The sequence below is a fragment of the Micromonospora musae genome (genome assembly GCF_003626635.1).
Lineage (GTDB): Bacteria > Actinomycetota > Actinomycetes > Mycobacteriales > Micromonosporaceae > Micromonospora > Micromonospora musae.
Map to the genome: position 1 here is coordinate 220608 of NZ_RAZT01000006.1, position 23297 is coordinate 243904.

Below are 23297 nucleotides of genomic sequence, written 5' to 3' on the forward strand. Positions count from 1 at the left end.
GGCGGCGAAGCAGGTCACGATCCGTCGATCCCGACCCCTCAGGCGCGCTTCGCTGCCCGACCGGCTTCGAGGCCCTGATCACTGGGCTAAATCTCTTCGTTCAGCTGTGACGCCCTGATGCTCGGACCACCTGACGCGACCCGCCGAGATGCCCTCGGGGCGCGACGCACGGGGCCGGCCCGGTGGAATCCGGACCGGCCCCGTGTGGTGGGTGGATGTGGGTTACGGCGCGGAGACGCCGTCGAGAATGCCCACCGCGTCGGTGCCCGGGGTGACGACGACCTTGCGGGTGAGGGTGTAGGAGCCACCCGCCGGCACGTCGACGTTGAACCGGCTCATCACCCAGTTGCCCGCGGCGTAGACGTCGAAGGCGCTGGCCGGTGTGCCGTAGACGAGGCCGAAGACCTGCGGGTCGGTCCCGGTCATGCCGATGTACGGCTTGGTCGGGGTGTACGCCGCCGTCGCACCCGGCGGCACGACGCCGGCGCCGGGGATGACGCTGGCCTGGCCGGCCGCGTCGTGGTCCATCGCGTCACCGGTCCACACGCTCAGCGGCGCCGAGCCGGAGTTGCTCAGCTCCGTCGAGACCGTGGCGAAGTTGTCGCCCGGCTTCAGCGTGTACGTCGTCGTCGCCGTCAGACCCGTGAAGCCCTTGACCGGCCCGGACACCCGGACGACCGCCTGGTCGCCGGTGGCCTGGACGATCTGGACGTCGGTCGCCGTCACCGACCGGATGTCCCACGCGCTGGTGCCGGTCGGCTGGGTCGCCGAGACGTAGGGCAGGTTGATCCAGTCGAACTGGTCGGCCATGCCGCGGACGGCGACGTCGACGGGCTTGCCCCGGGTGCCACCGGAGAGCTGCGAGTCGTTGTAGGCGTCGGCGATCGCCATCGAGAGCTTGTCGTTCTCGAGCATGACGTCGCCGTAGCCCGCCTCGACCAGACCCGATCCGATCTGCTTGCCGTAGCTCGCCTCGACAGCGACCGGGCGCAGCGCGACGTCGGCGACGCCGCTGCCCGCCGCCGGCACGGTGACCGTACCGTCGGCCGTCTGGTAGCCCAGCTTGGACACCCGGACGTCGTACCGACCGGTCGGGGCCTTCACGAGGTACTTGCCCCGGGCGTCGGTGCTGGTGGTCGCGACCACCGTGCCGGCCTGCTCGAGGACGACCCGGGCACCGGGGACGGCGGCACCGCCCGCGGTGATCGTGCCGGCCGCACGGGCGGCGTCCGGAACGGCCGGGTCGTGCAGGTCGATCTCGTCGGCCCACTTCGCGATGTTCCCGGTGGGGTCGCCACCGGCGGTCGCGTAGTCGGTCAGGTGGTAGAAGCTGAACTGCTTGGTGGCGCCGGGCGCCATCGTGGCGTCGTAGTAGAGACCCTCGACGTAGCCGTACGCGCCGACCGCGGCCGGGGTGTCCAGCGCCCACGCGAGACCGTGCGCGGCCTGGCCGTTCGTGGTGGCCGCGTCGGCGCCGACGTAGACGTAGTTCCCGGTCCAGCCCGAGGTCTTCATTCCCGGGTTGGTGCCGGCGAACCCGGGGATCCGGCCGTTGTCGACCGAGCTGTCCGGGTCGATCATGTAGTTGAAGTAGCCCTGGTAGCCCGTCGTGCCGGTATTGGTCAGCTTGACCGTCATCTTCACGATCGGCGCGTCGGGCAGGGTCTCGTAGCGGACCTGCGCCTTGATGGCCGGGTCCGCCCGGTACTGGCCGTTGCCGAGCACGGCGGCGCCGTCGACCGCGAGATCGGGCAGGTCGAGCTGGTCGTTCGGCCGCTCCCACGAGTCGGGCGGCGTCAGGCTCGGACGCAGCAGCATCTCACCCCAGTCGAGGGTCTCGGCGCCGTTGGCGTCGTTGAGCATGAGGTCCGACAGCGCACCCTGACCCAGACCGCCGACGCCGTTGTTGGCGGCGGTGTACGGGGTCACGGACGCGCGGATCTTGTCGTTGGCCAGGTAGTAGTACTCGGTGCCGGCGACGGCGTCGGTGCGGGTGCTGCCGTTGCCGTAGTCCGGCGCGTACGTCGACTTGCCGGCGACCGGCTTGACCACCTTGATCAGCTTCAGGTCGGCGGTCGCGTTTCCGCTGGTGCCGACCTTGACGGTGGCCCCCGAGCGGGCGTCGGCGATCAGCCCGCGCTTGGCCGCCGTGACGGTCCAGGTCGACGCCGGCAGACCGATCCGGTAGTGGCCTCGGGCGTCAGTGCTGGTCACCGCGGTGTCCTGACCGGCGGCGACGGCGGTGACCTTCGCGCCGGCGATCGGTGCGCCCGTCTGCGGGTCGCTGACCGTGCCGGTCACGGTCGCCCAGCGCTTCGCGGACTCGCCGCCCGGCACGTAGGCGTAGAGGTTGCCGTCCCAGGCGCCCGTCACCACGGTGTTGCCGCTGACGGCCGGGCCGGCGCCCACCCAGGTGCCGGTCTCGTGGCTCCACAGGATCTGGCCGGTGTCGGTGGCCAGGGCGTAGAACCTGCCGTTGTTGGCGCCGACGAAGAGCGTCCCGCCGGCCACCACGGGGCTGGACATGACGCCACCGTGGTAGATGTCGCCGGGCAGCGCCCGCTCCCACAACACGTTGCCGGTCTGGGCGTCGAGGGCGACGACGGCGCCGCTGGGGAAGCCCATGTAGACGACGCCGTTCTTGACCGCCGCCGCGCTCGGGGTCGAGCCGCTCGACACGAGCGAGGAGCGCGTGCTGCGGTAGGTCCAGAGCGTCGCGCCGGTCTTGGCGTCACGGGCGGTGATGCCGTTGTTGGCGCCGATGAAGACCTTCCCCTCGGCCGCGGTCGGTACGCCGTCCTGCCAGCTTCCGAGCGACTCGGTTCCGGTCCACTTGCGGGCGCCGGTGGCCAGGTCGTAGGCGAGCACGCGGTCGGCGGTCTCGTTGCCGACGAACACGGTGCCGTCCATGACGGCGGGCGTGCCGTCGCTCATGGTCGCGCCGGACATCGGGGAGGCCCAGATCTGCCGCCCGGTGCGGGTGTCGAGCGCCTTCAGCACACCCTGGCTGCCGATACCGAAGCGGGTCTGGTGGGGCCAGAGCACGGTGTGGCCGGAGACGGCCGGCGAGTAGTAGCCGTAGGTGCGCTGGTTGTTCGGGGCCGGCGCCTGCTCGGGCACGGCCTTCCAGCGCAGCTTGCCGGTCCTCGCGTCGACGGCGTAGAGCTCCGAGCCGAGTGTCGGCGCGAAGATCAGGCCGTCACCGTAGGCGAGGCTGCCGTGGATCGACTGCGGCACCTGGAAGTTCCACAGCTCCTTGCCGTCCTTGAGCCCGACGGCGTGGATCCGGCTGTTGCCGTCGCCGTTCTCGTCGCGGGTGCCCGCGTAGACGATGCCGTCGTGGATGACCGGCGACCCGGTGAGGAAGGTGCCCTCGGTGCGGAAGCTCCAGGCCAGGCGGCGACCGGCCTCCTGGGCGGGCGCGACACCGGAGTGGGCCTCGTTGCCGTGGTGCTGGTTCCAGTCACCGCCGGCGACCGGCTTGAGCGCCGGCTCGCCGGTGAACGTGAACTCCGCCGACTTGGTCCAGGTCTTGCCCGCCGCGTCGACCACCGTCACGTCGATGCGGTGCTTACCGACCCGCTGCAGGCTGTTGGGCAGGTTGGCCTGCCAGGTGAACTCACCGCTGTGGTGCAGCGGCATCCAGTTCTTTCCGCCGTCGATCTGGTAGCGCGCCGAGACGACCTCGTCGCCGGTGTCGTAGGCGTTGATCTGGATGCCCGGGAACTTCGCCGCCGGCACCTTCGAGCCGGGCGCGGGGCTGACGATGGTGAGGTGCTCGTTCTCGCCGTACATCCGGAACGGGTTGTCGAAGCCCGGACCGGCCATGTGGATGTAGCGGAAGCCGCGCGGCGCGTTGTCGATCGTGTACGAGCTCGACACGGTCTGGATGTGCTTGGCGGTCGAGGCGAACGCCGAGCGGTTCTCCACGTGGTTGGAGTGCTCGTGGCCGACCAGGATCAGCTGCGCCTGGTATTGCTCCAGCACGTCACCGAAGGCGTCGTAGGTCGACGGCGAGCCGAACGGGACGTTCATCGGCTGGTGGGTGAGCACGACGACCTCGATGTCGTTCTTCGGGTTGTCATCGAGCGGGACGCTCGCGGCGAGGTCCGCCTTGAGCCACTCCAGCTCCTCGTCGAACGGCGCCGAGCCGTTGTTCTCGAGCACCACGAAGTGCCGGTTGCCGTAGTTGAACGAGTACCACTCCGGGCCGACGTTCTTACGGTAGTTGTCGATCTTGTCGGCGTACGCCGACCCGCTCGCGTACTCGTGGTTGCCGACGGCCGGCCACACCCCGACGGCCGACTGCTGGGTGCCGCGACGGTACGTGTCGAACTGCCCCTGGCTGGCATCGTTGGTGAGGTCGCCGCTGACCGCGATGAACCGCAGGTCGGTGCCGGTGGAGTTGATCTCGCGGATCTGGTCGGGCAGCTGCGCGTTGACGTGCGGGTCGGCGATGTTCGCCCAGGAGAACTTGTCGCCGTCGGAGAGCTCGTCACGCACGAGTGCGAAGTCCGCCTTCGGCGTGGCGTCGTCGGCGAGCTGGCCGAGGTTCGCCCAGAACTTCGGCTCCTTGTACTCGTCCAAGCCGAACCGGTAGCCCCGCGGCTGACCGGCCCACACGATGTCCGTCTTGCGACGGTCGGTGGAGATCGTCAGCGAGTAGGAGCCGTCGGCGGCGGTCGTGGTGGTGACCACGCCGTCGGAGAGGCGTACGCCGGCCAGGCCGCCCTCGCCGTCGTTGCGGACGCCGTCGCCGTTGGCGTCGACGTACACGACGCCAGTGACGGTGGCCTCCGGCGGGTCGATGGCGTACGCCGCGTACGACGCGAGCGGTCCCGCCACGACGCTGGCGCCGAGCGCCAGCGTGGCGGTGTACAGGACGACGCGCAGGCGCGCGCGTGTCCATCTGAACGCGGACATCGGGATCCTTCGGGATGGGGGTTGGGAGATGAGCGTCAGGTCAGGAACGACGAGCGTTCGACGAACCAGACCAGACCGGCACCAGCGACCGCGACGGTCGCCGTGGCGGTGCCGAGCGTGAGAGCGCGAGCGGCGACCGGCCTGGTCGCGGCCCTGCGCAGGAGGAGCAGTCCCGGGAAGGCGAGCGCGATGATCGCCAGCTGAACGAGTTCGATGCCGACGTTGAAGGAGACCAGGTCGGTCAGCGTCGAGAACGACAGCGGCCCGTCGACGCTGAGCGCGCCCGCGAAGCCGAGCCCGTGCAGCAACCCGAAGCCGAAGACCACGGGCAGTCGGTGACTCGTCTTCGGCGAGAGCAGGTTGTCGACCGCGACGAAGGCGATCGACAGCGCGATGAGCGGCTCGACGATCCACTCGGGCGCGCTGACCCAGCCGACCGCCGCCAGCACCAGGGTCACCGAGTGCGCGAGCGTGAACGCCGTGGCGACCTCGACGACGTCGCGCAGCCGCTTCGCGCCCAACAGCAGCGCCAGCAGGAACAGCACGTGGTCGAGCCCGAAGAGCAGGTGCTCTCCCCCGAGCCGGACAAACCGCGGGATGTCGCGGAGCAGATCCGTCTGCCCCACCGTGACGCTGGTGCGGGCAGAGTCGAGCAGCCACGAACCGCGGTGACCGTCGATGTCGTAGGCCACCAGGGTGGTCGTGTCGTCGATGACACCGTCGGAGGCGCGGAAGATGTCGCTGCGGACGGTGAGCGCGCCGGACGCCGGGCAGTCGTAGGCGAGCGCGACCTGCACCCGGCCGGAGTCGGCGAGCTCGACGCGGGCGCCGTCCCCGGCGGTGCACCCGATCGAGCTGCGGCTCAGCCGCAGCCGCTCGCCGACGTACGCCGCCACCTCGCGTGCGTGCGCGTCCAGCGACCTGCGCCGCACCTCGGTCGGCACCTCGGCGGCCGCGCCGTCCACGCCGACCGCGTCCGGGCCCAGCACACCGTCGAGGTTCAGCAGCCGGGCGATGACGTCGTACTCCAGGTCGACGGCGGCTCCGACGCCGTCGCCCTGGCTGCGCAGGTCGACGGCGACCTCGGTCACGTGGACGTGCGCCTGCGCGGGAGCGGCGACGCCGAGCGTGGCAACGAGGGCGGTGATGATTGCCAGTAGACGCACAGGCAAGCACTTTGCTGTGCTCGCTCCACACTGGGCAATATGGGCACGGCCCAATTCACCGAACCTTCCGCTGGACGTCACCACCGGCCGGACAGCTGAGTTTCCACAGTCGGGCGGGTGCCAGACGTATTCAGGGCGCTGCGACACGTCGCCCACGCGCGGAGGCCAGCGGAGCCGACAGCGGATCCCTACAGTCGGGTCATGAGCAGCGGCATTCCTGTGCGAGCTGTCTACCCCGGCAGCTTCGATCCCTTCACTCCCGGGCACCTCGACGTGGTGAACCGGGCGCGGGGCCTCTTCGACGAAGTGGTCGTGTTGGTCGCGGTCAACGGCCTCAAGCAGCCGGGCACCGACGCGGAGGAGCGAGCGGCCGCGGTCCGGGCGATTCTGCCGGTCGAGTGGACCTCCGTCACCGTTGCGGCCTGGAGCGGGTTGACCTCCGCCTACTGCCGCCGGCATGAGGTAGGAGTGATCGTCCGCGGCGTGCGTAACACCAGCGACCTGCAGGCCGAGTATCAGCTCGCCGGGATGAACCAGTCGCTGGGTGTCCCCACGGTCTTTCTGCCTACGCGGCCCGAACTGGCCACGATGTCCTCGACCGCGGTACGGGCGCTGGGGAAGGGGTCTTCATCCGCTCGGCCGTAAACTGCCGGACATTGACGGGCGTCTCGTCGGGCCGCCGCCGGACAATCGTGGAGACCGCCGCGTGACGTTGCAGCACCCGGCCGGCGTTACCCGATCAGGGAGGGCCAATGACCAGTTCGGTGACCCTGGGCGCACTCGCCGCTGTTCTCGCCGTCGCTCTCCTGCTGCTGATTCGCCGGCCCGCCGCCGCCCAACGGCTCGCCCGCCTGGCCGCTCTGGCGATCACCGTGCTGGTCGCCGCCGCTCTCACCCCGTGGACAGTCCAGGACTCCGGACCAGCGGCGAGCTTCCTGCTCGGCGTACCGGTCCTCGCGGCGACGGTGCCGGTGCTGGCCGAGCGCTCCGGTCGCCGGGCCGAGATCGCCGACCTCGTCGCGGCGGTCGTCATCGGCAGCTGGGGTCTGCTGCTGGCGCTCGGCATCGGGGTGGCGTTCCTGCCAGTGGTGCTGCTCTACCTGCTGAGCGCGACCTGGAGCACTGCACCACGTAAGCAAGCCTGACCGAGCAGTGCGGCGCTCGGCGGCGGGAGGTCGGACAGAATCCGACTTCTGTCCGACCTCCCGACGCGCATCGCCTCAGTCGTCGAGGGCCTGGTAGACGGTGGTCCAGAAGTCGTGGAACGCCCACGTGGAGTTCGGGACGGTCGCTCCGACCTGGGTGAGCAGGATGCCGGTGAGCTGCTTCTCCGGGTCGGCGTAGGTCGACGTACCGCTTCCGCCGTCCCAGCCGAACTGGCCCACGGAGGCGTAGTCGCCGCGGTAGGTGCGAACCGCCATTCCGAAGCCCCAGCCGCCGTGCTGACCTTGGCCGAACGAGATGTGGACGTTGTCTCGGGCCATGGCGGTACGAGGGGCCTGCTGCTCGGGCGTGAGGCGGTTGGTCGTCATCAGTTCGACCGCGGGCCGGGACAGGATCCGCTCGTTGCCGTGGATCCCGCCGTTGAGCAGCATCCGGAAGTAGGCGTGGTAGTCGTCGACGGTGGAGACCAGCCCGCCGCCACCACCCTGGAACGCCGGAGGCTGCGCCCAGCGTCCCCCCTCGGCGTCGTCCCACACGGTGAACTCCCCGGTCTGCGGGTCGGGAGCGTAGAGGGTCGGCAGTCGGGCGATCCTGTCGCCGGGTACGTGGAAGCCGGTGTCCTTCATGCCCAGTGGGTCGAAGATGCGTTCCCGCAGGAACGTCTCGAACGACTGGCCGGTGACCCGGGCAACGAGCACGCCGACCAGGTCGCTGCTGAGCTGGTACTGCCAGCGTTCCCCGGGCTGGTGCATCAGCGGCAGCGTTCCCAGGCGGCGCATCCACTCGTCCGGATCCGGCATCGGCTCCGGCAGGTTCGGGGTGAGCCCCTGCGCGAAGACCGCGCCCATGATCGGGGTGCCGAGCGCCGTCATGTCCATGCCGAGCCCGAACGTGGAGGTCAGCACGTCCCGTACGGTGATCGGCCGCCGCGCCGGCACGGTGTCGTCCAGCGGGCCGTCGATCCGCTTCAACACCTGCCGGTCGGCGAGCTCCGGCAGCCACGGCTCGACGGGGTCGTCCAGCCGCAGCCTGCACTCGTCGAGCAGCACCATCGCCGCGGCGATCGAGACCGGCTTGGACGTCGACGCCATCCGGAAAATCGTGTCCCGGCTCATCGGCGGGCCACCGTCGTGGCGCATCGTTCCGATCGTTTCGACGTGCGTCTCCCCACCCCGGCTGACCAGAGCCACGAGCCCGGGGATCTTCCCCGAGTCGACGTGCCGGGCCAGCACCTCGTGGAGTCTGCGTAGTCCGCTTGCGGAGAAGCCGCTGTCAGCAGTTCGCATCACGTGTTTCCTTCCGTACGTTCTCGATCTGCGGGGTCCGCCTCGGCGTAGCGCTCATGGGCTTGCATGGCCGCCACGCGACGGGTGAGTGCGGTGTGGTCCAGCCGCGTTCGCTGAACCGTTCATGGCAGCCACCATCGCCAACCGCTCTGACACCGGGCTGTCACCGTCCTGACGCGGCCGCTGACAGGTGGCGGGATGTGACCGGCGCGCTGGGTATCCCACTGAGGCGCTGCAGCCGGCGGCGCTGGCCGATCCGATGTAGCCGCGGTTCGCCGGACGCCCGCGGAGACGTGTGTAGCTAACTCGCCGTTCATGCGGACTTTCGATCGCGGAAGGAGTTGACACTCCATTGGGGCAGTCGTCGGCTGGTTGATCATTCTGCGCAATACCACGTACGCCCAGATCAGTCGGCCTCCCCGTAGCGTCTGACTCGCTCATCTGGTCGACCCGCAAAGGAACACGCATGTCCATTCACGAAGATGACGGTGCCTCTACGTCACAGCAATCGAGGGGGCAGGACCGGCGCGGTTTTCTGCGTAACGCGGCGCTCGCCGGGGCCGGCGCCGCTGCGCTGAGCACGGTTGGCTCGATGCCGGCGTTCGCCGCAGAATCCAACAAGGCAACCAAGACCGGCACCTGGCGGCCGAACCCGACGTCGCTGCAGTTCACCCTGGCCGTCATGCCCGACACGCAGTATCTCGCCTGGGGCAGCCAGGACAGCATCAACATGAAGCCGCTGGAAGAGTCGTTCCGGTACGTCATCAACAACAGCGGCGACGACTCCGGCGACAACATCGTGTTCCTCGCCGGGCTCGGCGACATCACTCAGGACGGCGACCCGACCTCGTTCGAGGCGGTCGGCAAGGCGTTCAAGGTGCTGGACAACCACGATGTCGCGTACAGCGTGCTGGCCGGCAACCACGACGTGACCGGCGACGACAGCCGCGGCGACTCGGCCTACCTGCAGACCTTGGGCCCGCAGCGGTTCAAGCGCGCCAAGACGTTCGCCGGGGCCGACCCGTCCGGTTACAACACCGCGCACATCTTCCAGGCGGCCGGCCGCTCGTGGCTGCTCCTGGCACTCGACTGGCGGACCACGGACGCGGGCCTCGCCTGGGCCAACGACATGATCAAGGCCCACCCGAAGATGCCGGTCATCGTCACCACCCACGAGCTCGTCGACTCGACGTACGGCGACGAGGTGTTCCCGTACGAGTCGGGCGACCCGGAGAACAACGCCGTACTGACCTCCTACGGTCAGCGGCTCTGGGACGAGCTGATCAAGGACAACGACCAGATCTTCCTGACCCTCAACGGCCACTTCTGGCCGAACGGGCGCATGACGAAGAAGAACGCGCACGGCAACGACGTGCATATGCACATCACGAACTACCAGAACCGGTTCATGGGTGGCGGCGCGATGCTGCGCCTCTACCACTTCGACCTGGCCCGCAACACGATCGACGTGGAGACCAAGAATCCGTGGATCCTGGCTGAGGACGCGGCAGCGCGCAGTCCGCTGGCCCAGGAGCACTCCCGGATCACCGGCCCGGTCGACAACTTCTCGATGCCGATCAACTTCGGCGACCGGTTCGCCAGCTTCATTCCGCTGCCGATCCGGCCAGCCCGCCCGGCCAGCAAGGTGCTGGTGAAGGGCACGCTGGCGTACTGGCGCTTCGACGGTGGGGGCGCGGACGGCACGCCGGTCACCTCGGCGCAGACCATCCGAGACCTCTCCGGCAAGGGCAACGATCTCACTCTGGTCACGCTGCCCGGCGCCGACGCCGACGCGCTCACCTGGTCCGCCGACCACCACCCCGACCAGCCCGGCCACGCGAGCCTCAAGTTCGCCGGCGGCCGCAACCCGGTGCACGGCGCGTACCTGACCACGCGGCCGAACGCTCCGCTGAACATTGAGACGTTCAACAGCGGTTACACCATCGAAGCGTTCGTGATGATGCCGCTCGACTGGAACTCCGGCAACAACGGCAACGCGTCGATCCTCAGCCGCCGCGGCTCGGCGAAAGACGCCGGCAAGCAGGGTAAGAACACCAACCCGAACGAGCCGCTGGCGCAGCTGAACATCACGAACAACGGCCGCGAGGTTCAGTGGAACCACTACCCGCTGAACACCACCTACCCCACGACCAACTGGAGCCACGGCCTGGTCGAGCTGCGGTGGTGGCACGTCGCGGTGGTGAACGACGGCCGGCTGAGCAAGCTGTACATCGACAGCTCGCCAGTGGCGGACAACCCGTCCCGGGAGTCGATCGGCCTCACCTCGCTCGGGCTTGAGTGGTTGCTCGGCGCCCACGAGAACGCCGGCAAGGTCGACGTCGTCTTCCACGGCAACGTCGGAGATATCCGTATTGTGAACCGACCCCTGGACTTCAAGGACTTCATGACCGGCAAATAGGCCTTCTACACCGAGGATCCCGTCTCCGCGTCGGTCGCACTCGTGGAGGCGGGTCCTCGCTGTAGGTGTACCGCCACCGGGCGATCAGTTGCGCACCTTCGACGGTGTGGCCTGCGCCGCGGGCAGACAGCCCACGCTCCGGCAACGGTCGCCCGCGCTCGCCGCCGCCGGTCGGGTCCGCCGGCAGACCCACCGCTCGCGCCACGCCGTGAGTCAGCGATCAATTCGACAGGTACGAATGTCGCGATTGCAGGGGTTCTCGGCCGGATCGGCGTGGTCGATCGGATCAGCTGGTGTGACCGTGGAGGACAGGCAGAAGTGTTCCGGACCCGTCCGGGGTCATGGCTCGGGCAGCCGGGGCCGGACAGCCTCATAGACCCGATCATCAATTCCGCCTGTTGGAGGACCCCATGGAACTCGGTCTCGCGCTGCCCACCGCCGGGCCGGAGACCTCTCCGGAGACGATCATCAAGGTCGCCAAGGAGGCCGAACGGCTCGGCTACGCCGCCCTGTGGACGTTCGAGCGCCTGCTCCGCCCGCTCGAGAAGGTCGTCCTCTGGACGGGGGGCGAACCCCAGACGGTGCCGGAGTTCTACGGTTCCACGTATGAGCCGCTGGAGACCTTGAGTTACGTCGCCGCCGAGACCGAGCGGATCAAGCTGGGCACCGCGGTCCTGCTGGCGCCGATGCACGTACCCGTGATGCTCGCCCGCCGGCTCGCCACCCTGGACCAGTTCAGCGGCGGCCGGGTCATCGCCGGCATGGGACAGGGCTGGCAGCACCACGAGTTCGAGACGGCGAACGTGTCGAGCCGACGCAAGGGCGTCCGCACGGAGGAGTTCATCGCGGCGATGCGGGCCGCCTGGGGCCCGGACCCGGTCCAGCACGAAGGCGAGTTCTACAAGATCACGCCGTCGCAGGTGAACCCCAAGCCCGTCCAGGCCCACATTCCAGTGCTGCTGGCCGCGACGTCACCGGCCGCCATCAAGCGCGCCGCCCGGATCTCGGACGGCCTGCTCCCGCTCACCTCCTCGGCGCAGGAGCTGGCCGGCGTCGTGTCCGCGTTCCATGAGGCCGCCAGGGAGGCGGGCCGCGACCCCAAGGACCTCCAGGTGATCAACCAGGCGGCCTGGCCGACCCCGGTCACCCGTGAGCCGATCGGCGACGGCCGGCCCTTCCTCGGCGGATCGCCCCGGCAGATCGCCGAGGACCTCATGGCCGCCCGTGAGAGTGGTGTCACCCAGGTGTACCTCGCCGCCGGCCAGGGCCTCGGCCTCGATGTGGGCCTGAAGGGCGCCGACGTGGACGAATGGCTCGGGTTGCTCGGTGAGGTGATCGAGGCGGCCGAGCAGCTCGGCGTTCTCGCGCCGTGAGGATCGGTGAACAACGGGGACCGGCGCCCACCGGTCTGGAGCACCAGCCGCCACTACGGCACCGCGACCGCACTAGCGGTGACGGCGCGAGTGCTGGGCACGGTGCCGGACCGGTCGGGGCTGCACCGGGTCGGCCCGGCGCAAGACTTCGACAGGCGTTCTAGATGTCCTCGTCAGGAGCCACATCGGTAGGCTGGAATCATGCGGGAAAGTGCGATTCGGCCGAATGCCGCGCTCGGCGATTTTCTGCGGTCGCGCCGGGCACGACTCGATCCCACCGAGGCGGGTGTGGTCAGCGCCCGGCGCCGCCGAGTCCCGGGCCTGCGCCGTGAGGAACTAGCGGCGCTGGCCGGGATGAGCGTCGACTACTACACGCGCCTCGAACAAGGACGGCACTCCGCTGCCTCGCCCGGCGTGCTCGATGCGATCGCACGTGCGCTGCACCTGCCCGAGGCCGACCGCAAGTACCTGCATCGCCTGGCCGAACCGGCGCCGCCGCAGGGCGATCCGGTTCCCGTACGCCCCGAGACCCGCGCTCTGATGCGCGCGCTGGGCCCGACACCGGCCGTTCTGATCAACGCGAGCATGGACGTGCTCGCTATGAACCCGGCCGGTCGGCGGCTCTACGCCGGCTTCGACGCCATGCCGCCGCACGAGCGCAACTCGATCCGATACATGCTCACCGCTCCCGGGGCCCGCGAACTGCACGGCGAGGACTGGACCGCGATCACGGCCGAGATGATCGGCATCTTGCGGCTGCGAACTGGGCGAAAGCCACTTGTTGGCGGTGCCCGGGGTCTGGTCGACGACATGACCGCCTCGAGTGACCTGTTCCGCCGGGTCTGGCAGGACCAGACCGTGTCACTCGCTGACCGTCGCCGCAAGATCTTCCATCATCCCCAAGCCGGCCGGATCGAGCTCGCCGTGGAGAGCCTGATGGTCCAGCACGCTGAGGGACAGATCCTGATCGTGCTCTCGCCCGAGCCCGGATCCGCCGCCGAACGCGCCTGGCACGAGGTGATGGCACGCGACCCGATGTGACCGGGATCCTGGCCATCACTGAGCCAGGTAGGGGCAGCTCTCCGCGCCTACCGTCGCCCGAGTGACGATCGACCCGCCTTACCCGCGTCGCTGGGCCATGTTGCCCGCGATCCTGAGTGCCAGCTTCATGACGCTGTTCGACTTCAACGTCGTCAACGTCGCCGCCCCCTCACTGCAACACGACCTGCACGCCGGGCAGGCCGCTCTCCAGATGGTGGTCGGTGGCTATGCGTTCACGTACGCCGCCGGGATGGTGATCGGCGGACGACTGGGCGACCAGGTCGGCCACCGACGCATGTTCCTCATCGGCATCACCACGTTCGCACTCGCCTCACTGCTGTGCGGCGTCGCTCAATCGCCCGGCCAACTGATCGCCGCACGGCTCCTCCAGGGCCTGACCGGCGCGATGATGGTGCCACAGGTCCTCGCACTGATCACTTCGGTGTTCCCGACGCCGGAACGACCGAAGGCCATGTCCTGGTTCGGTGTGACGCTCGCCCTCGGCAGTGTCGCCGGGCAGATCCTCGGCGGCGTACTCGTCCAAGCCGATCTGTTCGGGCTCGGCTGGCGCGCCATCTTCCTACTCAACGTGCCGATCAGCGTGGTGGCGGTGCTCGCTGCGGCTCGGCTACTGCCAGACCATTTGAGCACCGACCGCCGCCACCGGTTCGACGTGCTCGGCGCGATCGGGATCGCGACCTCGCTCGGCCTCGTGCTGGTCCCGCTCATCCTCGGCCGCGAGCAGGGCTGGCCTGTGTGGGGCTTCATCCTGATGGTGCTGGCGGTTCCCGCGTTCGGCGCCACGCTCTGGTGGGAGCGCCGTCACGCCGAGCCAGTCCTGGATATACAGCTGTTCCGCAGCCGCGCATTCATGGCCGGTCTGCCCGCCAACGCCGCCTTCATGGGGTACTTCGGCAGCTACTTCCTGGTCCTGACTTTGGTCTGGCAAGAAGGGTTGCGCCTGTCCGCCCTGCAGGCGGGCCTGGCGTTCCTCCCGATGGGCGTGGTGTTCGCCCTGGTCTCGGTGCTCGGCCGGAGCGCCGTGGCCCGCATGGGGGCACGGGCCGTCACGCTCGGCAGCCTGATCGTCGCGCTCGGCCTGATCGTGATGATCGTCGAGCTGCACGTGCTGCGCGCTGATCTCACGGTGGCGTGGCTGCTGCCGGCCACCGCCATCATCGGGTTGGGCAGCGGGCTTGCCTTCCTGGCCCTGATCGGCTCGGTACTGGCCAACGTGGAGCCGACCCGGGCCGGCGCGGCGGCCGGGGTGCTGACCACGACGCAGCAGTTCGCCAGCGCGGCGGGTGTGGCAATTCTCGGGTCGATCTTCTTCGCCAACGTCGGGAGGAGCACGAGCTTGGCGGCGTACGCAAGAAGTGCCGAACGCTATTCGTACCTGGCGCTGATCTGTGTGCTGGCCACCGCCGTGCTGGCCACCCTGATCCAGCGTCGGCAGGCCGCGCCGGAAGCCCGGGCCGAGCTGGCGGACTCCCGGGGATAGTTCACGGCCGCACGTCGTGGGCCTGGCCCTGACAGGCCCACGACGCCGGGCGGATTCATCGTCTCCCTGATAACCGGCAATCAGGACCCTCAGCAGGTCATACGCTCCGGCGGCTTCAGGTCGGGCCCGAGATTTCCGGACTGCCTGGTGAGACCGGCAACAGAACTGGCGGGGCTACGGCCGCGAGTAGGGCATGACTCGGGACCCCCGGCCCGCGCCCCGAGGTGCGGGCCGGGGTGGTCTCGGATGCGAACGGCCGGACCCTCTTGATCGCTCGTCTGACAGGACGGGCTCGAAACGGTCGGCGTGGGAAATGGCGTTGCACCGGCGCCACTGCGCACGGTTAGGTTGATGACATGACCAGCTCGCACGCGTTCCCGACGGCGTCCCCCGACGTCCTGCTCGGCGCGCTGCGACGCCGGCGGTCCAACGACCGCCTGCGCTGAGCAATCCTCTCTGCGACCGGCGGATCGAACCGCCGGTCATCGTCGATCGTCTTCGGTCCGCCCGCATCCTCATCCGGTGATCCGCGACCGCGGATCCGAGCGAGATCGGCGTACCCATGGATCTGGAGCAACTTCTGACCGACCGGCTGGCGCCGGCGTTCGCGACGGTGGCCGGCACGCCCGTGGACCCGGTCGTGCGGCGCTCCCCGAGGGCTGACTTCCAGTCCGACGGCGCGCTGGCCCTGGCCCGGCAGCTCGGCCGGACGCCGCGCACCATCGCCACCGAGGTGCTGCAGCACGCCGACCTTGCCGACCTGTGCAGTGTGGTGGAGGTCTCCGGCCCGGGGTTTCTCAATCTGACCGTCGCCGACGACGCCCTGGCCGGGATGGTCTCCGCGCTGGCCACCGACCCGCGGCTGGGAGTGGCGATGGCCGCTACGCCGGAGACTGTGGTGGTCGACTACTCGGCGCCGAACGTGGCGAAGGAGATGCACGTCGGGCACCTGCGATCGACGGTGATCGGCGACGCGGCGGCCCGGCTGCTGGAGTGGCTGGGGCACCGGGTGCTGCGCGCCAACCACCTGGGCGACTGGGGCACGCCGTTCGGCATGCTGATCGAGCATCTGGTCGACCCGGGCGAGGTCAAGGCGGCGCAGGAGCTGTCGATGGGTGACCTGGACTCGTTCTACAAGGCGGCTCGGGCCAAGTTCGACACCGACGAGGCGTTCCGTGAACGGTCCCGGCGGCGGGTGGTGGCGTTGCAGGGCGGCGACGAGGCGACGCTGCGGCTGTGGCGGTTGCTGGTGGAGCAGTCCGAGCGGTACTTCCTCACCGTGTACGGCCTGCTCGACGTGACCCTCACCGAACGGGACTTCCACGGTGAGAGCAGCTACAACGACCTGCTCGGGCCGGTGGTCGAGGAGCTGGACCGGCTCGGACTGCTGCGCGAGAGCGAGGGAGCGGCGTGCGTGTTCCCGCCAGGCTCCGTCGGGCGCGACGGCGCGCCGCTGCCGCTGATTGTGCGCAAGTCCGACGGTGGGTACGGCTACCCGGCGACCGACCTGGCGGCGGTCCGGCACCGCACCGGCACCCTGGGCGCGACCCGGCTGCTCTACGTGGTCGGGCTACCCCAGCGGCAGCACTTCGAGATGGTGTACGCGGCCGCCGCGCAGGCCGGATGGCTGGCCCCGCCCGCCCGGGCCGAGCACGTCGGGTTCGGCTCGATCCTCGGATCGGACGGGCGGATGCTGCGCAGCCGGGCCGGCGGGTCGGTGAAGCTGGTCGGGCTGCTGGAGGAGGCGATCACCCGGGCCACCGCACTGGCCCGGGAGCGGAACCCGGAGCTGGGTGAGGCTGAGGCGGCCGAGGTGGGCCGGTCGGTCGGCATCGGCGCGGTCAAGTACGCGGACCTGTCCAGTGACCGGCACAGGGACTACGTGCTCGACTGGGAGCGGATGCTCGCGCTGGATGGCAACACCGCGCCCTACCTTCAGTACGCGTACTCGCGGATCCGGTCGATCTTCCGGCGAGCCGGGCTGACGGCCCGGCCGGACGCGGGGATCTCGCTGACCGAGCCGGCCGAGCGGGCGCTCGCCTTCGAGCTGGTCGGCTTCGGCAAGGTGGTCGGCGAGGTGGCGGAGAACCTGGAATTCCACCACCTCGCCGGGTACCTGTACCGGCTGGGCGCCACGTTCAGCACGTTCTACGAGCGGTGTCCGGTGCTGCGGGCCGACGGGCCGGTCCGGGAGAGCCGGCTGGTGCTCTGCGACCTGACCGCCCGGGTGCTCCGGCAGGGGCTCTACGTGCTCGGCATTCGGACGCTGGAACGAATGTGATCAGGCAGGTGAACAGGGGTTCCGCTCGGCTGAGCTGCTGATGGGCGTGTCCGGCATCGGGTACGGGTCGCTGCCCGTCCAGATGCCGGACGTCCTGCCCCAGATCTCGACCGACCAAGAATTGTGAACCCCAGCGGGGAGTCCGAGCGGGCGCATGAGGCGACACGGCCGCCTGGCAGGATGGGCCGGTGAACGTCACGCGACTCATCACCTCGGGGGACGCACCGGCCCTGGCCGAACTGTTCCGCCTCAACCGTGAGTTCCTAGCGCCGTGGGAGCCGGTCCGGAGCGAGGAGTACTTCACCGTCGACGGTCAACACGCGGTCATCCAGGCCGACCTCGGGCAGCACGAGCAGGGATCGAAGCTCCCGCACGTCATCCTCGACGACTCCGGTCAGGTGATCGGCCGGATCACGCTCAGCGGCATCGTGCGCGGTCCGTTCCAGTCCTGCGCCATGGGCTACTGGGTGAGCGCCAGTCACAACGGCCGAGGCTTCGCGACCAGGGCGGTACGTGAGATCGTGCGGGTGGCCTTCGAGGAGTTGGGGCTGCACCGGGTGCAGGCAGAGACGCTGCTGCACAACGTCAGGTCGCAGCGGGTGCTGGAGCGCAACGGGTTCGTGCAGTTCGGCGTGGCACCGGAGTATCTCAACATCGCCGGCCGGTGGCAGGACCACGCCGTCTACCAGGTGCTGTCTCCGACGGCCGCCGAACGGAATCGCTCACCACGCAACGCTGAGACCCGCGCGCCACAGCCAGCTCCACAAGGGACATAGACCTCCGAACCACCCGATCACTCCATGCGGCTGCATGTCAGAGGTAGCGATAGACAGGGATCAACCTGTAATACCGAGGATGAGCGCGTACGAGATCGCGCTTCCCGGCTATCGCGGAGGTCAACTTGCCCAGCCTGCAAGACCGACTGCTCATCTCGCCCCGCCGCCTCGGCGCCATCCTGACACCGGTGATCACCGCTGCGGTGGCCGCCGCCGTCGTCCTCGCCGTCACGGCGCAGCCTCAACCGCCGGCGGACGCTCCGCTCGACCACGCGCTCGGGGTGACCGGGCCGGAGGGGATCCGCAGCGTCGCATACACCCAGGCCGTCGCCGCGGCGAAGACCAAGAAGCCCAAGGTCACCGTGATAGGGACCGGCGGCACGATCTCGGGCGTCGCCACCTCGCGGAGCAGCTTCACCAACTACCAGTCCGGCCGGATCGCGATCAGCGACCTGGTCGGCCAGCTGCAGCCCGAGATCGGCGAGGTCGCCGACGTGACGACGGTGCAGTTCGGCAACAAGGGCTCGGGCGGGTACAGCATGGCCGAGTTCCACGCGTTGACCCTCGCGGTGGAGTCGGCGCTAAGGACCTCGGACGGCGTCGTGGTCACCAGCGGCACGGACACCATGGAGGAGTTCGCGTACTGGCTCGACCTGACGGTGCAGAGCCAGAAGCCGGTCGTGCTCACCGGGGCGATGCGTCCGTGGGCCGCGGGGACCCCGGACGGTCCGCAGGTCATCGGCGCTGACGGCCCGGCGAACCTCTATAACTCGATCGTCCTGGCGGCGAGCCAGTCCACGTACTGCTACGGCACGGTGCTCATGCTCGGCGACGAGTTCCACGCCGCCAGGGACGTCACGAAGACGAGCACCCACCGGATGGACACCTTCCAGTCCCGCGAGCTCGGCGTGCTCGGCTGGATCGACGGGCCGAACATCAAGGTCGGTCGGGCGCCGGCGCGAGTGGATGACTGCGACAGCAAGAAGCGCTGGAGGACGCCGTTCGACCTGTCCCAGATCCCGCCGACCGCGCTACCCCGGGTCGAGGTGGTCTACGGCTACCAGCAGGCCGGCGGCGAGGCGATCACCGCCTTCGCGGCGGCCGGGGTCAAGGGCATCGTCACGGCGGGCACCGGAGCCGGTGGTCTCTCCTCCGCCCAGAGCAGCGCCCGGTCCGCCGCCGCGCAGTCGGGCGTGGTCTTCGTGACCGCCTCGCGCACCGGCTCCGGCTCCACGTACGGGGGAAGCAGCAGTCTCCCCATCGTCGCCGGCGACGACCTGCTGCCGCAGAAGGCGCGGCTGCTGCTCCTGCTCAGCCTCGCGTTCTCCCCCACCGACACCGCCAAGGTCCGGGAGTGGGTGACCACCCTCGGCAACCCCGAATGGGACACCACGCCGAAGGACACGGGCGGCAACTGATCACCTCCGGTGGCCGGGTCGTATCCCGCCCGGCCACCGGAGCCGCCGCGAGGATTTTCGCCAGCCGTCGATGGGCAGTCTGCTCCCCGGCCGCCAGGGCCGGACTACGCGAAGCTGAGGCCGTCGGTCCGGGCTCGCTTCAGTTCGGTGAACGCTCGGTGGCCTGCGAGCGGGCGGGCGCTGTCGAAGAGGAGAGGTCCACCGCCAGGATCCCCGTACCCGGTGTCGGCGCCTCGCAGGGCCCTGTCGACTGCAGCAACCGTGCCGCGCGCAGCTGTTCCCGGACCGACGCTCCGAGTCGACCTGGTGGCGGACGCCCCGTGTCGGTGCAGTTGAGCAGTTGAAGGGGGCGCCGGATCGGGTGTCCCAGATCCCGAGGCCGCCCCGGCGTGGCACGCGGGCAACCCCGGCGCCCAATGCAGTTCGTTCATGTCCTCGACCAGCCCCCACCGCGTCGAATTGTCGAGACAGGGGGAGATCGATGTCTCCTCCGACTGCGCTGAAAATCACCATTCATGGACCATGTGGTCCAGGATAGATGCTTGGCAGCAGCGGGATGAGTACCCACGCCACGGTGGCTGGCCTGGGCTGCGGCGACTGCGCAGTTGCACCCGCATGACCTCTAGACTGGACTTGACCGACCAGTTCCGGCGCGACTACGTTCGGGGCGTCCGGCTCGGTGCCTCCGCTGGGGACGAGCTGTCCGGCGTGCCCACGGGCGCCGAGTTCTACGGACGTCGCGCCACCTGGGGGGACCGGGTGCCGCAGATCGCGAATCGGCGGGGAAGGAATAGTTGGTATGAGTAAGAGTTTCGAAGGCCGTAAGGTCGTGGTCGTCGGCGGCAGCAGCGGGATGGGCCTGGCCACGGCCCACCAGGTCGTCGCCGGGGGCGGCACTGCCGTGATCACGGGTCGAGACCGGGACAAGGTCGGGGCCGCGGTCGAGGCCTTGTCGGAGAACGGAAAGGCCTGGGGCATCACGGCCGAGTTGACCGACCGCGACCAGGTGCCCGAGCTCCGGAAGCAGCTCGCCGCCGAGCACGCCGACGCGACGATGCTCGTCAACGCCGCGGGTTTCTTCATCCCGAAGGCGTTCAGCGAGTACGACGAGGCCTTCTACGACTCGTACAACGAACTGAACCGTGCGCTGTTCTTCATAACGCAGACCGTCGTCGCGGGCATGGTCGCCGGGGGCCGGGGCGGCGCCATCGTCAACATCGGCTCGATGTGGGCGCACCAGGGCATCGCGGCGACGCCGCACACCGGCTACTCCGTGCAGAAGGGCGGCCTGCACTCGTTCACCAAGGCCCTCGCGATCGAGCTGGCGCCGCACAGCATCCGGGTCAACGCGGTCGCCCCCGCGGTCGTGAAGACGCCGCTTTATCTGGGCTTTGTCCCAGCGGACAAGTTCGATGAGACCGTCGGCAGCTTCGACAGCTTCCACCCGCTGGGGCGTGTCGGTAGCCCGGAGGACATCGCGAACGCGGTGTCGTTCCTGCTGTCGGACCAGTCGAGCTGGATGACCGGCGCCATCGTCGACGTCGACGGCGGCATCATGGCCGGCCGCAACTGACCTCGAACGCAACGCAGGGATGGCGCCGGCGGGGGCCTCGACTCCGACGGCGCCATCCCGAGGGCCTCGCGGTAACGCTCGCTGGAGTGGCAGGGATGAGCTGGTGGAGCGGCCCGAGCCGGACGCGGCGGCGAACGAGTCGTTGTCCAGGTTCATGCCTCGGGATTCACCCCGGGTCAGCTGACATGGCCCTCGATCTGGACCGATCGACTCGGCCGTGACCGGACGCCGTCGATTCCCGAGCACGAGCTGGCCGGAGTGGTCAGCGCTCTCGGCTATGGCACGCTGGTCTCAACTCACCCTGGCAGACAGGCTCTTGCTGGTATCACTTCAAGTGAAATACGTCAGTAGCCGGAAGTACGAGGTGAACCGAGCGCCCTTGTGACCTGGTCCCGCAGGACCGGGAGCAGATCGGTGATGAACCAGGGGTTGCGTGCCTGCCAGCGAAAGTTCAGCGGGGATGGGTGCACGAGTGGGATGGTGTCGGGCAGGTAGTCGTGGAACGCGTGGACGGTCTCGGTGAGGTTGCGTTTTGTCCGACCGGCAAGGTAGTGCTGTTGCGCGTAACTGCCGATAAGGATCGTCAGGGCGATCTCGGGCATCAGCTCGAGCAGGGGTCTGTGCCAGCGGGCGGCAAAAGACTTACGCGGTGGCAGATCTCCACTGGCGCCTTTACCGGGGTAGTAAAAGTCCATCGGTAGGAGCGTGAACAGGTTCGGGTCCCGAAATTGAGTGTCGGTGACGCCGAGCCAGTCGAGCAGTTTCAGACCGCTGGCGTCGTTCCAGGGGACGCCGGATTCTTGGGCTTTACGTCCGGGTGCTTGCCCGATTACCGCGATCCGGGCGTGCGGGCCCGCCGTGTACAACGGCAGAAAGCCGAGATCGCCTGCCCACGCATTGTCGGGGTCAGCGATGATGTCGGCACGGATGGAGTTGAAGCTCACTGCTGCCCCTGCACTCGTTCGGCGTGGCGGACGAGCCGCTCCTGTTGCTCAGGATACGGCAGCTGCCATTTGTTGCTGAGCGGGCAGTAGTCCCCACGATTCAAGAACGCGCTGTCCGCGTGGTGGGCCGGTTCACGTTGATCGTGACTGTCGCAGTCGGCGACCCACACCCGGTTCGGCAGCGTCGCTCACAGCGGTGAGGAGCTGCGCGCGCGTGAGGATCTCTGACGTCCGCCGATTGGCAGTCTGCTCGCCTGCGGCCAGGACCTGGCTACGCGAAGCTGAGGCCATCGGTCCGGGCTCGCTTCAGTTCGGTGAACGCCCGGCAGCCGGCGAGCAGGCGGGCGCCGTCGAAGAGGCGCAGAGCCTCGTCACCGCGAGGGATCGAGGTCAGTACGGGGCCGAAGAAGGCCACGTCGTCGACGATGACCGTCGGGGTGCCGAGGTCCTCGCCGACGAGTTGTTGGGCGCGGGCGGTGCTCGCCCGCATCTGCGGGTCGATGTCGTTTCGGTGAGCGGCGTCGGCCAGCTCGGCGGGAAGGCCCGCCTCGGCCAGGGCTGCCGGGATGACGGTCTCGAAGTCCTTGTTCTTCTCGTCGTGGATCCGGCGGCCGAGTGCCGGGTACAGCCGCGCGAGGGCGGCGGTGCCGTGTTGTGCGACCGCCGCCGCGCATACCCGCGCCGGCCCCCAGGCACGATCGTTGAATTCGCGGTACCAGGGTTCCAGGTCGCGATGCTCGTTGATCACCGCGAGGCTCATCACCTCGAACCGCAGTGCGATGGGACGCAGCCGGGCCACCTCCATGAGCCAGCGTGAGGTGATCCAGGCGAAGGGGCAGGACGGGTCCACGTAGGCGGCGACTACCGGGCCCGGCGCATCTGCAAAGTTATCTTCCACGGAAGGTAACTTACCTTCCGTGGAAGGTAAGGTGCAACCGTGGATGAGGACCGCATCACCGAGATCGTTGGTCAGTGGCGTCGCGAGCGACCGGACCTCGACCCGAGCCCGCTGCTGATCATCGGTCGGATCCAGCAGCTGTCCGAAGCGCTCGACGCGGCGCTGCGACCGCCGTTCGCCGCGGCGGATCTCGGCAACGGCGAGTTCGACGTGCTCGCGGCGCTGCGCCGAGCAGGCGAGCCGTACACCCTCACCGCGGGTCAGTTGAGCCAACGGATGCTCGTCACCACCGGCGCGGTGACCAAGCGGGTGGACCGGCTGATCACCCGAGGTCTCGTGTCACGCTCGGTCTCCGAAGCCGACGCCCGCGGCAGAGTCGTCGGGCTCACGCCCGCCGGAGTCACGTTGACGGACCAGCTCATCGAGGAACATCTCGCCAACGAGGCGGCCCTGCTGCGCGGACTCAGCGACATCGACCGCAGCGCGCTCGAGCGCCTACTCGCGACCTTGGCCCGAGCCGTGACTCCCTGAGTC

The 23297-nt window shown here is 69.1% G+C and carries 17 protein-coding genes; 12 read left to right on the plus strand and 5 right to left on the minus strand.

The window, feature by feature from the left end; genetic code table 11:
• Nucleotides 1-222 precede the first annotated feature (222 nt).
• Nucleotides 223-4923, minus strand: a complete 4701-nt coding sequence (locus D7044_RS13695) for an outer membrane protein assembly factor BamB family protein (RefSeq protein WP_120689119.1) — start codon at nt 4921-4923, stop codon at nt 223-225.
• 35 nt (nt 4924-4958) lie between these two features.
• Nucleotides 4959-6089 (minus strand): HupE/UreJ family protein, encoded by a 1131-nt coding sequence (locus tag D7044_RS32130; RefSeq protein WP_147434657.1) that lies wholly within the window; start codon nt 6087-6089, stop codon nt 4959-4961.
• A gap of 201 nt (nt 6090-6290) precedes the next feature.
• On the opposite strand from D7044_RS32130, the gene coaD reads away from it, so the two are divergent.
• Nucleotides 6291-6734 (plus strand): pantetheine-phosphate adenylyltransferase, encoded by a 444-nt coding sequence (gene coaD / locus D7044_RS13705; protein ID WP_120689120.1) that lies wholly within the window; start codon nt 6291-6293, stop codon nt 6732-6734.
• 107 nt (nt 6735-6841) lie between these two features.
• A complete protein-coding gene (locus tag D7044_RS13710; protein WP_120675515.1) occupies nt 6842-7234 on the plus strand; it encodes a hypothetical protein in 393 nt (130 codons plus the stop codon).
• A gap of 75 nt (nt 7235-7309) precedes the next feature.
• On the opposite strand, the gene D7044_RS13715 is transcribed toward D7044_RS13710, so the two are convergent.
• Nucleotides 7310-8539, minus strand: coding sequence for a serine hydrolase domain-containing protein (locus D7044_RS13715; RefSeq protein WP_120689122.1), 1230 nt, complete (start codon nt 8537-8539; stop codon nt 7310-7312).
• 592 nt (nt 8540-9131) lie between these two features.
• On the opposite strand from D7044_RS13715, the gene D7044_RS13720 reads away from it, so the two are divergent.
• From D7044_RS13720 to D7044_RS33540, 9 genes are all read left to right on the plus strand, one after another.
• Nucleotides 9132-10958, plus strand: coding sequence for a LamG-like jellyroll fold domain-containing protein (locus tag D7044_RS13720; RefSeq protein ID WP_233564977.1), 1827 nt, complete (start codon nt 9132-9134; stop codon nt 10956-10958).
• A gap of 410 nt (nt 10959-11368) precedes the next feature.
• Complete coding sequence (locus tag D7044_RS13725; RefSeq protein ID WP_158609993.1) at nt 11369-12331, plus strand: TIGR03619 family F420-dependent LLM class oxidoreductase; 963 nt, start codon at nt 11369-11371, stop codon at nt 12329-12331.
• Nucleotides 12332-12532: 201 nt separating this feature from the next.
• Nucleotides 12533-13372 carry a helix-turn-helix transcriptional regulator gene (locus D7044_RS13730; protein WP_120675502.1) on the plus strand — a complete coding sequence of 280 codons (840 nt, stop codon included), beginning with the start codon at nt 12533-12535 and terminating at the stop codon, nt 13370-13372.
• 61 nt (nt 13373-13433) lie between these two features.
• Entirely contained in the window at nt 13434-14873 is a 1440-nt protein-coding gene (locus D7044_RS13735; RefSeq protein WP_199716612.1) for an MFS transporter, read from the plus strand.
• Between the two features lie 562 nt (nt 14874-15435).
• Entirely contained in the window at nt 15436-17154 is a 1719-nt protein-coding gene (gene argS, locus D7044_RS13740; RefSeq protein WP_120689128.1) for an arginine--tRNA ligase, read from the plus strand.
• 188 nt (nt 17155-17342) lie between these two features.
• Nucleotides 17343-17930, plus strand: coding sequence for a GNAT family N-acetyltransferase (locus D7044_RS13745; protein ID WP_120675496.1), 588 nt, complete (start codon nt 17343-17345; stop codon nt 17928-17930).
• A 125-nt stretch (nt 17931-18055) separates the two neighbouring features.
• Nucleotides 18056-19348 carry an asparaginase gene (locus D7044_RS13750; protein WP_120689130.1) on the plus strand — a complete coding sequence of 431 codons (1293 nt, stop codon included), beginning with the start codon at nt 18056-18058 and terminating at the stop codon, nt 19346-19348.
• An 829-nt stretch (nt 19349-20177) separates the two neighbouring features.
• Nucleotides 20178-20921: an SDR family NAD(P)-dependent oxidoreductase gene (locus D7044_RS13760; RefSeq protein ID WP_233563032.1), complete on the plus strand. Its 744-nt coding sequence runs from the start codon at nt 20178-20180 to the stop codon at nt 20919-20921.
• Nucleotides 20922-21101: 180 nt separating this feature from the next.
• Nucleotides 21102-21272 carry a hypothetical protein gene (locus D7044_RS33540; protein ID WP_407663330.1) on the plus strand — a complete coding sequence of 57 codons (171 nt, stop codon included), beginning with the start codon at nt 21102-21104 and terminating at the stop codon, nt 21270-21272.
• On the opposite strand, the gene D7044_RS13770 is transcribed toward D7044_RS33540, so the two are convergent.
• Entirely contained in the window at nt 21266-21865 is a 600-nt protein-coding gene (locus tag D7044_RS13770; RefSeq protein ID WP_120689132.1) for a uracil-DNA glycosylase family protein, read from the minus strand. The two genes, D7044_RS33540 and D7044_RS13770, sit on opposite strands and share 7 nt — an antisense overlap.
• A 271-nt stretch (nt 21866-22136) precedes the next feature.
• Nucleotides 22137-22763, minus strand: a complete 627-nt coding sequence (locus tag D7044_RS13775) for a mycothiol-dependent nitroreductase Rv2466c family protein (RefSeq protein ID WP_120689134.1) — start codon at nt 22761-22763, stop codon at nt 22137-22139.
• 39 nt (nt 22764-22802) lie between these two features.
• Here D7044_RS13775 and D7044_RS13780 point away from each other — a divergent pair, with 39 nt between their 5' ends.
• A complete protein-coding gene (locus tag D7044_RS13780; RefSeq protein ID WP_120689136.1) occupies nt 22803-23294 on the plus strand; it encodes a MarR family winged helix-turn-helix transcriptional regulator in 492 nt (163 codons plus the stop codon).
• Nucleotides 23295-23297: the final 3 nt, after the last annotated feature.